This window comes from Mesorhizobium sp. M7A.F.Ca.CA.004.12.1.1, from assembly GCF_003997835.1.
Taxonomy (GTDB): Bacteria; Pseudomonadota; Alphaproteobacteria; order Rhizobiales; family Rhizobiaceae; genus Mesorhizobium.
Genome location: NZ_RZRK01000204.1, coordinates 1 through 8,700 on the forward strand (window position 1 = coordinate 1; position 8,700 = coordinate 8,700).

9 protein-coding genes are annotated in these 8,700 nt (G+C 64.0%); 5 read left to right on the forward strand and 4 right to left on the reverse strand.

Going from position 1 to position 8,700, the window contains the following annotated elements; translation table 11 throughout:
• Window positions 1-333: sigma factor (locus EN984_RS13160; protein ID WP_281057287.1), on the reverse strand; the 333-nt coding region annotated here is incomplete at its 3' end.
• Between the two features lie 7 nt (window positions 334-340).
• Window positions 341-709, reverse strand: a complete 369-nt coding sequence (locus EN984_RS13165; RefSeq protein ID WP_127267556.1) for a YciI family protein — start codon at window positions 707-709, stop codon at window positions 341-343.
• Window positions 710-967: 258 nt separating this feature from the next.
• Between EN984_RS13165 and EN984_RS13170 the strand changes: the two genes are divergently transcribed.
• From EN984_RS13170 to EN984_RS13185, 3 genes are all read left to right on the forward strand, one after another.
• Window positions 968-1,927: a TAXI family TRAP transporter solute-binding subunit gene (locus EN984_RS13170; RefSeq protein ID WP_127383774.1), complete on the forward strand. Its 960-nt coding sequence runs from the start codon at window positions 968-970 to the stop codon at window positions 1,925-1,927.
• Window positions 1,928-2,157: 230 nt separating this feature from the next.
• Window positions 2,158-4,278: a TRAP transporter permease gene (locus EN984_RS13180; RefSeq protein ID WP_127267558.1), complete on the forward strand. Its 2,121-nt coding sequence runs from the start codon at window positions 2,158-2,160 to the stop codon at window positions 4,276-4,278.
• Window positions 4,275-4,658: a DUF1850 domain-containing protein gene (locus EN984_RS13185; RefSeq protein ID WP_127267559.1), complete on the forward strand. Its 384-nt coding sequence runs from the start codon at window positions 4,275-4,277 to the stop codon at window positions 4,656-4,658. Before EN984_RS13180 ends, EN984_RS13185 begins: the two co-directional genes overlap by 4 nt.
• Before the next feature lie 49 nt (window positions 4,659-4,707).
• On the opposite strand, the gene EN984_RS13190 is transcribed toward EN984_RS13185, so the two are convergent.
• Together EN984_RS13190 and EN984_RS13195 are read right to left on the reverse strand one after the other, a co-directional pair.
• Window positions 4,708-5,094, reverse strand: a complete 387-nt coding sequence (locus tag EN984_RS13190; protein ID WP_256754965.1) for a DCC1-like thiol-disulfide oxidoreductase family protein — start codon at window positions 5,092-5,094, stop codon at window positions 4,708-4,710.
• Window positions 5,095-5,348: 254 nt separating this feature from the next.
• A complete protein-coding gene (locus tag EN984_RS13195) occupies window positions 5,349-5,489 on the reverse strand; it encodes a hypothetical protein (protein WP_013528645.1) in 141 nt (46 codons plus the stop codon).
• Between the two features lie 378 nt (window positions 5,490-5,867).
• On the opposite strand from EN984_RS13195, the gene EN984_RS13200 reads away from it, so the two are divergent.
• Both EN984_RS13200 and ligD read left to right on the forward strand, forming a co-directional pair.
• Window positions 5,868-6,737, forward strand: a complete 870-nt coding sequence (locus EN984_RS13200) for a Ku protein (protein WP_127268915.1) — start codon at window positions 5,868-5,870, stop codon at window positions 6,735-6,737.
• A gap of 12 nt (window positions 6,738-6,749) precedes the next feature.
• Window positions 6,750-8,700, forward strand: a 1,951-nt coding sequence (gene ligD / locus EN984_RS13205; protein ID WP_127383775.1) for a DNA ligase D, incomplete at its 3' end; no start/stop codon positions are given.

Consider the following 8,700-nt stretch of genomic DNA (forward strand, 5'->3'; position numbering starts at 1 on the left):
CGGCCGATCGTCGGGCAGGTCTTCCTCGGTCATGCGTTCCTCCGCCTCCTGCGCAATCAGCTTGAGATGCTCGCGGCCGGCCTCGCTGGTGAGCCGCCGCCGCACCGCATCGACACGGCGCCGCCGCGCCACCGCCAGCAGCCAGGCTTCCGGCTTTTCCGGCACGCCGGTTCGCGGCCAGCGCTCGAGGGCGGCGGCAAAGGCATCGGCCAGCGCGTCCTCGGCGGCGGCCACGTCGCGCGTGCGCGCAGCGAGCCAGGCGACCAGCTTGCCGTAGCTCTGCCGGGCGGCAGCCTCGGCGGCCGCCCGGGCGTTCTCGGAGCGACTGTCCATCACATCGTCATTTCTCAGACAGGTACTCGGTCAGTTCCCAGATCGGCCGCAGCTCGACAGTGCCGGCGCTGGCCGCCGGGCAGCGCGCCGCCCAGGCGATCGCGGCGTCGGCATCCGCAGCCTCGATCATGTAGAAGCCTGCAAGCTGCTCCTTGGTGTCGGCATAGGGGCCGTCGAGGACGTTGGTCTTGCCACCAGCCACCCGAACCGAGGTGGTCGCCTGACTCGGGCGCAGCCGGTCACCGGCCAGCCACGCGCCGGATTTCTTCAGGGCCTCAGTATAGGCGCCATAGGCGGCACTCATCTGGTAGGTCGCCTCGGCCGGGGCATTCGCCATCGCGGCTTCGTCGGCGTAAATCAAAATCATGTATCGCATGGTCTTCTCCCGTTGTTTCGAAGGCCGCGTCGTTGCGAGCCGGACGTATGTCGCGCGGCAGCGCACGATTTCGACAGGATGCGGAAAACTTTCCGCTCCGACGGATTTTTGTGCAAGCCGCCATCTGCTTCCCGATCTCTCAACCGTTCGTCTAACGAGCACAATTGCGGGTTGGCATTTCCGGCCCACTGTCTAAACTCGCCCCGGTTCGCACCTGGGAGGCGGTGCGGTCGTCGATATTTCAGGGAGGGAAATCGGATGTTTCATTTCAGAACGAAACTTGTTGCAGCCGGCGCTGTGGCGCTGTCACTTGGCCTTGGCGCTGTGTCGGCAGGAGCCCAGGAATTCATCAACGTGCTGACCGGCGGCACATCCGGCGTCTATTATCCGCTCGGCGTGGCGTTGTCGGAAATCTACGGCAAGGGCATCGAAGGCGCTCGCACCCAGGTGCAGGCGACCAAGGCTTCGGTTGAAAACCTCAATCTGCTGCAGCAGGGCAAGGGCGAGATCGCCTTTGCGCTCGGCGATTCCGTCAAGATGGCCGCCGAAGGCAATGCCGAGGCCGGTTTCCCAGGCAAGCTCGACAAATTGCGCGGCATCGCCGCCATCTATCCCAATTACATCCAGATCGTCGCCAGCCAGGAGTCCGGCATCAAGACGCTGGCCGACCTCAAGGGCAAGAGCCTGTCGGTCGGCGCACCGGCGTCGGGCACCGAACTCAATGCGCGCGCGATCTTCGCCGCCGCGGGGCTGAAATACGAGGATCTCGGCCGGGTCGAATACCTGCCCTTCGCCGAATCGGTCGAGCTGATCAAAAACCGGCAGCTCGACGCCACTCTGCAATCGGCCGGACTCGGCGTCGCCTCGATCCGCGACCTCGCCACCTCGGTGCCGATCAATGTCGTGGCGGTGCCGGCCGAGGATGTTGCGAAGATCGGCTCGCCCTATCTTTCGGGGGTCCTTCCCCAGGGTACCTATGAGGGCCAAAGCGAGGATGTCGCCACCGCCGCCGTCGGCAATTTCCTCATCACCCGCGCCGATGTCTCCGACGAGATCGCCTATCAGATGACCAAGCTGATATTCGACCATCTCGACCAGCTTGCCGCGGCCCATGCCGCCGCCAAGGCGATCGACCAGGCCAAGGCGCTCGACGGCATGCCAGTGCCGCTGCACCCCGGTGCGGAACGGTATTACAAGGAGAAGGGATTGTTGAAGTAGCGGAGCATGGCTCGGCTATCGGAGATGCACTCGCCAGGCGTCCCCCTCTGCCCTGCCGGGCATCTCCCCCTCAAGGGGGGAGATTGGCCGTCACCATACCTTTCGCCATTCGCTAGCGTTGCAGAACGTGCGCAGACACCGACGCTGCTGATCTCCCCTGAGGGGGAGATGTCCGGCAGGACAGAGGGGGGCGCCTCGCACTACACTTCGCTCCTTCTGGAGACAGTCGGATGAGCGAAGCATCGTCTGGAACAACGACCGACGGCAAATCCACCACCTTCCATCTGCCTGCCGTCGAAGAACAGGTCGAAGGCCTGCCACCCGGCTTCGGCGACGGCATCGCCGGCAAGGCCGCCTTTCTCATCGCCGTCGCCTTTTCCGTGTTCCAGATCTATGTCGCCGCCTATGGCAGCATGCCGAGCCAGGTGGTGAGGGCGATGCATGTCGGCTTCCTGCTGCTGCTCGGCTTCGGCCTGATCGCCAATCTGCGCGCCAAGAGCATGCCGGCCAAAGCAGCGTTCTGGGCGCTCGGGGCGCTCGGCTTCGGCACCGGCCTGTACAATTGGGTGTTCTACACCGACCTCATCCGCCGCTCCGGCTTCCTGACCACGCCGGATCTCATCGTCGGCGCGGTGCTGGTGGTGCTGGTCTTCGAGGCGGCGCGGCGGCTGATGGGGCTGCCGCTGGCGATCATCGCCTTCATCTTCCTCGCCTACTGCTTTTTCGGCAACCATCTGCCGCCGCCGCTCGTCCATCGCGGCTATGATTTCGCCCAGCTGGTCGACACCTTCGCCTACGGCACCGAAGGCATCTACGGCACGCCGATCTATGTCTCGGCCGCCTACATCTTCATCTTCGTTGTCTTTGCCGCCTTTCTCGAACGCGCCGGCATGATCGCGCTGTTCAACGATTTCGCGCTGGGCCTTGTCGGCACATGGCGCGGCGGCCCGGCGCAGGTCTGCGTGCTGTCGTCGGCGCTGATGGGCACCATTTCCGGCTCGGGAGTCGCCAATGTGGTGGCCAGCGGCCAGTTCACCATCCCGCTGATGAAGCGCTTCGGCTTCCGCTCGGCCTTTGCCGGTGCCGTCGAGGCGACCTCCTCGATGGGCGGCCAGATCATGCCGCCGGTGATGGGCGCGGTCGCCTTCATCATGGCCGAGACGCTGAACGTGCCTTATGCCGATGTGGTCAAGGCGGCGATCATCCCAGCGCTGCTCTATTTCGGCGCGTGCTTCTGGCAGGTGCATCTGGAAGCCGGCAAGGCCGGGCTGCACGGCATGGCCAAGGCGGACCTGCCCAATCCGTGGGACGCGGTGAAACAGCACTGGCCGCTGGTGCTGCCGCTGGCAGCGCTCGTCTACCTGCTGTTTGCCGGCTACACGCCGATCTTCGCCGGCACGATGGGCCTGGCGCTGACCATCGTGCTCATCCTCGGCACGCCGCTGGCAGCAGCGATCGGTCCGCTCGCCTTCCGCATCGTCTTCTGGATCGCGCTCGGGCTTGCCGCCGCTTCGTTCATGAAGTTCGGCGTCAATCTCCTCGGCGCCGTCATCGCCGCACTGGTGGTCGCCTGCTTCACATTCAAGGGCGGCCGCGAGACGCTGCGGATCTGCGTCGACTCGCTCGCCGAAGGGGCCAAGAACGCGCTGCCGGTCGGCATTGCCTGCGCCATCGTCGGCATCGTCATCGGCACGCTGACGCTGACCGGCATCGCCTCGACCTTCATCGGCTGGATCATCTCCATCGGCGAGAACAATCTGTTCCTGTCGCTGTTGCTGACCATGCTCACCTGCCTGGTGCTGGGCATGGGCATCCCGACCATTCCCAACTACATCATCACCTCGTCGCTGGCCGGGCCGGCGCTACTCGAGCTTGGCGTGCCGCTGCTGGTCAGCCACATGTTCGTCTTCTATTTCGGCATCATGGCCGATCTGACGCCGCCAGTGGCGCTGGCCGCCTTTGCCGCGGCACCCATGGCTAGGGAAAGTGGCCTGAAGATCGGCATCCAGGCGACTAAACTCGCCATTGCCGGCTTCGTCGTGCCGTTCATGGCGGTCTACACGCCGGCTCTGATGCTGCAGGACGCCGGGCCGATCGCCGCCCAGTTCGGCTATCCCGTCGAGGTCGCCTACATCGTCGCCAAGGCCTGCATGGGCATCGTGCTGTGGGGTGCCGCCGCCGTCGGTTTCCTCGCCAGCCGCATGGCATTGTGGGAACGGCTCATCGCCTTCGCGGCCGGCGTGCTGCTGGTCGCCGCGGTGCCGCTGACCGACGAGGCCGGCTGGGCGCTGGCGCTGGCCTGGATCGGCTGGCACTGCTTTCGTGCGCGGCAGGCTTCAGCCAAAACATGAGCCTTTGCATCCTGGCCGCCGGCAAGATGGTGACGTTCTCCGTCGCCGCCTTTACGCTGTCCTGGACGCATTCGGTGGAACGGACGCGCTGGGAGGAAGACTGGAAGGTCACGCCTATCGGCCTGCAGCTGGTCGAGGCGCGGGTCAAGAGCTCGGGCGCCGGCATGGAGCCATCGGAAGGCGCGGTGCTGAAGAATGGCTGGTGGGCCTACACGCCCACGGTCGGCCCACAGCGGCGCGTCATACTCGCCGCCTCTGGCGCAACCGGCGACGGCTGGACGCTGTGCTCGGTTCAAGGCTGCCGGGAATTGGGCAAGGGGGCCGGCGACGCGATCGTGCTGAAGCCGTGCGAATCCACCGGTTCGAGCCAACCGCGATAACGCCCGATCAATGCGCTGAGCGGCGGCTCGTTCTCCAGCAGCCACATCCTCAGTCAAGGAACCGCTCGCGCAGCTCCGGAGAAGGAACCTCGCAGCTGTCCTTCCTGCCGAACAGCGCGTAGCGATTCCTGGCAACGCGCTCATAGAGCCAGTCGCGCAGCGGGCGCGGCAGCAGCAGCAGCGTTTTTGCCGCCCGCCAGGGCCAGCCGAGTTCCGCCATGACAGCGACGAAGCTGTCGAGCCGCGTGAAGGCGACGCCGTCGATCAGGACGAGGTTGGTTTCGTAAGAGTCCGTGCGCAGTCCATGCTTCCGAAACAGCGTTTCACCGAAGGGCGACTGCGCGGTGGCGAAGCGGAAACGGCCTTGGCGATCGAGCCTGACCACCATGCGCACGAAGCCGGAGCAGAGCACACAGACGCCATCGAAAACGATCAATCGATGGCGTGCGTCGAGAGTTGTTCCGGAGGGACGATTTGACTGGGGTCGACTGGGTTGGGAATGGTCGGTCACGCTGGCCTCGGCTGCTCGTGTCCTATGACACTAAGCCGGCCAGCGTCGGTATCAAAGCCGTGGCGATGTCGCACGGCGCCTGTCGGCGAGAGCGGGACGCTCGGCGCGATAGGTGGTGGCGCGGGTAGAGGCGGCCGGCCTGCAGATCCTGCTGTTGTGGCGATTTTCGAAAGCCATGATCAGTGCGCGCCCAGCGAGTTGCCGCGACGGGCGCAAGCAGGGCCGGGGCCGCGCATGTAATAGCGCTCGGGCCGATAGGTCGGCGCGACGAATTCGCGGATGGCGGCGGCATAGCCGATGAGGTGCGCGAGGAAGTTCATTACCCTTGTCCCTGTCCCGATTTTCGGATGTCCCTTCCGAATTGCGGTCATCATAGCGTCGAGGCGTGAATAGTCGGTGAACGTGATGTTAATATCTGGTCGAAAATGCCTCGCTTCGTGGCTGGATTGCGGCTGATTCGGGGTCTTTCCGTGCAGTTGGCCGGCATTCCGGCCAATGTGACTTTTGCATCACATATGTTTCGTTTGAATGTCGCGCGCGCGCGGTTCTGTTTCAACTTTTGCCGCGCCCGCGAAATTCAGGTGCTGGCGGCCATAAGGCCTCGGGCGCGCCCTTGGCATCCAGATCGGTCCGTGAGCGCGGAACTGGAGCGCGGTCTGTCCGTTCTCACCTTCATCTGGTTGTGGAAGGGAGATATCATGGCGCCGCGTCCGGCCTGGAGAGGCTATTTAAAGCTTTCGCTGGTCACCTGTGCCGTCGAACTCACCAATGTCGTCACCCACACGGAGCGGGTCTCGTTTCGCATTCTCAACCGCAAGACCGGCAACACGGTGAAGCGCCTCTATGTCGATGCCGAAACCGGCAAGCCTCTGGGGGAGGATGACGAGATCAAGGGCTATGAACTCGACGATGGCGATTTCATCCATATCGAGGAAGACGAGATCGAGGCGGTGCAGATCGAATCCTCGCACACGATGGCGCTCGACGGTTTCGTCGACAAAGCTTCGATCCAGCAGATCTATCTCGATACGCCCTATTATGTCGCGCCGGCCGACAAGGTGTCGGAAGAAGCGTTCGCCGTCATTCGCGACGCGATGGCGGGCAAGAAGATGGCCGGGTTGGCGCGTATCGTGCTCTACCGACGCGAACGGCCGGTGGTTATCGAGCCGCTCGGCAAAGGCATGGTGCTGACGACGCTGCGCTACGACAACACGGTGCGCCAGCAGGACACCGTCTTCGGCGACATCGAGTCGGTGAAGACCGATCAGGAGATGACCGACCTCGCCGAGTTGATCATCGACAAGAAGAAGACGAAGTTCGATCCCTCGAAATTCGACGACAAATACGAGGACGCGCTGCTGGAGCTGATCCGCGCCAAGAAGGCCGGCCACAAGGCGCCGAAGGCCAAGGCGGCGCCCAAGCCTTCCAATGTCGTCAATCTGTTCGACGCGCTGAAGAAGAGCCTGTCAGATTCCGGATCATCGAAAAGGTCTTCGTCGGCGAAAGCCAAGCCGGCGGCCAAACGCGCCAAGCCGAAAGCCAGCGCGCCCAAACGCAAATCGGCCTGAGGAACCCAACGGATGGCCAGCCTCGAACAATATCACTCCAAGCGCGATTTCAAGAAAACCGCCGAACCGGCCGGCAAGGTCGCCCGGACCAAGCAGGGCGGCGCGGGCGGCATCTTCGTCATCCACAAGCATGCCGCGACGCGGCTGCATTACGACCTGCGCCTCGAGCATGACGGCGTGCTGTGGAGCTGGGCGGTGACGCGCGGCCCGAGCCTTGATCCGCATGAGAAGCGACTGGCCGTGCATGTCGAGGATCACCCGATCGACTATGCGCCGTTCGAGGGCACCATTCCCAAGGGCGAATATGGCGGCGGTTCGGTCATCGTTTGGGACGAGGGCACCTGGACCCCCGAGATCGACCCGGCCAAGGCGATGAAGAAGGGCCATATCAGCTTCGAGCTCAGGGGACACAAGCTGCATGGGGCATGGCATCTGGTGCGACTGAAGCCGCGTGCGGGTGAAAAACGCGACAACTGGCTGCTGATCAAGTCGGACGATGCCGCCGCGCGTCCTGGCGAGGACATCCTCAAGGAGGCGCCGGAATCGGTGAAGTCGGGCCTGACGATCGAGGAGGTCGGCGAGGGCAAGGCCGCGAAGGGTGAGAAGCCGAAGGTCTGGCATTCCAACAAGCCGGCCGCCGGCAAGACGAAGGCCGCGGGCAAGAAACTCGACTTCATCGAGCCGCAGCTGGCCACGCTGGAGCGCGATGCGCCGCCGGGCAAGGACTGGCTGCATGAGGTGAAGTTCGACGGCTATCGCATGCAGGCGCAGATCGCCGGCACCGATGTGCGGCTGCTGACCCGGACCGGCCTCGACTGGACGAAGAAGTTCGGCGGCGAGATCGTCGCGGAGCTGGCCGGGCTGAAGTGCAGCGACGCCATCATCGATGGCGAGGTGGTCGTGCTCGCCGACAGCGGCGTCTCGTCTTTCGCGCTGTTGCAGCAGGATCTGTCGGCGAAGCGGACAAATCGCTTCATCTATTACGTATTCGATCTGATGCGCCTCGATGGAAGGGATTTGCGGCGCGAGCCGCTGGTCGAGCGCAAGCAGGCCTTGCAGGATTTGCTCGGCAAGCAGTCCGACAATCCGGCGGTCCGCTTCAGCGACCACTTTTCCGAACCCGGCAAGATCATGCTGGAGCATGCCTGCCGGATGGGCCTGGAAGGCGTCGTCTCCAAGCGTGCCGATGCACCCTATCGCAGCGGCCGCGGCCCGACCTGGGTGAAGTCGAAATGCACGGCGCGGCAGGAATTCGTCATCGGCGGCTATCTGCCGTCGGACAAGACCGGGCGCGGCCTGCGCTCGATCCTGGTCGGCTTCCACGAGGGCGGCAAGCTGCATTATGCCGGCCGCGTCGGCACTGGTTTCTCCGGCAAGGGCGCCAACGAGCTGAAGGCAAAACTCGATGCATTGACGGCAAAGACATCGCCCTTCTCCACCGCCGTGCCGAAGGGCAAGGGCCTGGTCTGGGTCAAGCCCGAACTTGTCGGCGAAGTGGAGTTTCGCAGCTGGACCTCGGACCGTATAATACGCCACGCCTCGTTCCAGGGATTGCGCGAGGACAAGCCGGCGGAGGAAGTCGTGCAGGAAAAGCCCAAAGCGTCGACAGGCAAGACATCGACAGGCAAGAGCACGGCCAAGCCGGCATCGGGTGGCAAAGCCGCCGGATCGATGACGACCACGGTAAAACTCTCGCATCCCGACAAGCTGCTGTGGCCGGATGAAAACATCTCCAAGCAGGGCCTGCTCGACCATTACGCGCAGGTTTGGCCGCGCATGGAACAGTTTGTCGTCAACCGGCCGCTCAGCCTGGTGCGGGCGCCGGACGGTGTCGGTGGCCAGCGTTTCTTCCAGAAACATGCCTCGGCCGGTATGAGCGACAAGATCGCGCGCATGAAGGATCCGACTGACGGCGAGGAGATCTTGTACATCCGGGATTTCGATGGTGTCGCCGCACTGGTCC

Bases quoted from the DNA above. Each gene is read 5' to 3' on its own strand.
- EN984_RS13165 (WP_127267556.1), bottom strand. From the start codon at position 709: ATGCGATACATGATTTTGATTTACGCCGACGAAGCCGCGATGGCGAAT.
- EN984_RS13170 (WP_127383774.1), top strand. From the start codon at position 968: ATGTTTCATTTCAGAACGAAACTTGTTGCAGCCGGCGCTGTGGCGCTG.
- EN984_RS13180 (WP_127267558.1), top strand. From the start codon at position 2,158: ATGAGCGAAGCATCGTCTGGAACAACGACCGACGGCAAATCCACCACC.
- EN984_RS13185 (WP_127267559.1), top strand. From the start codon at position 4,275: ATGAGCCTTTGCATCCTGGCCGCCGGCAAGATGGTGACGTTCTCCGTC.
- EN984_RS13195 (WP_013528645.1), bottom strand. From the start codon at position 5,489: ATGAACTTCCTCGCGCACCTCATCGGCTATGCCGCCGCCATCCGCGAA.
- EN984_RS13200 (WP_127268915.1), top strand. From the start codon at position 5,868: ATGGCGCCGCGTCCGGCCTGGAGAGGCTATTTAAAGCTTTCGCTGGTC.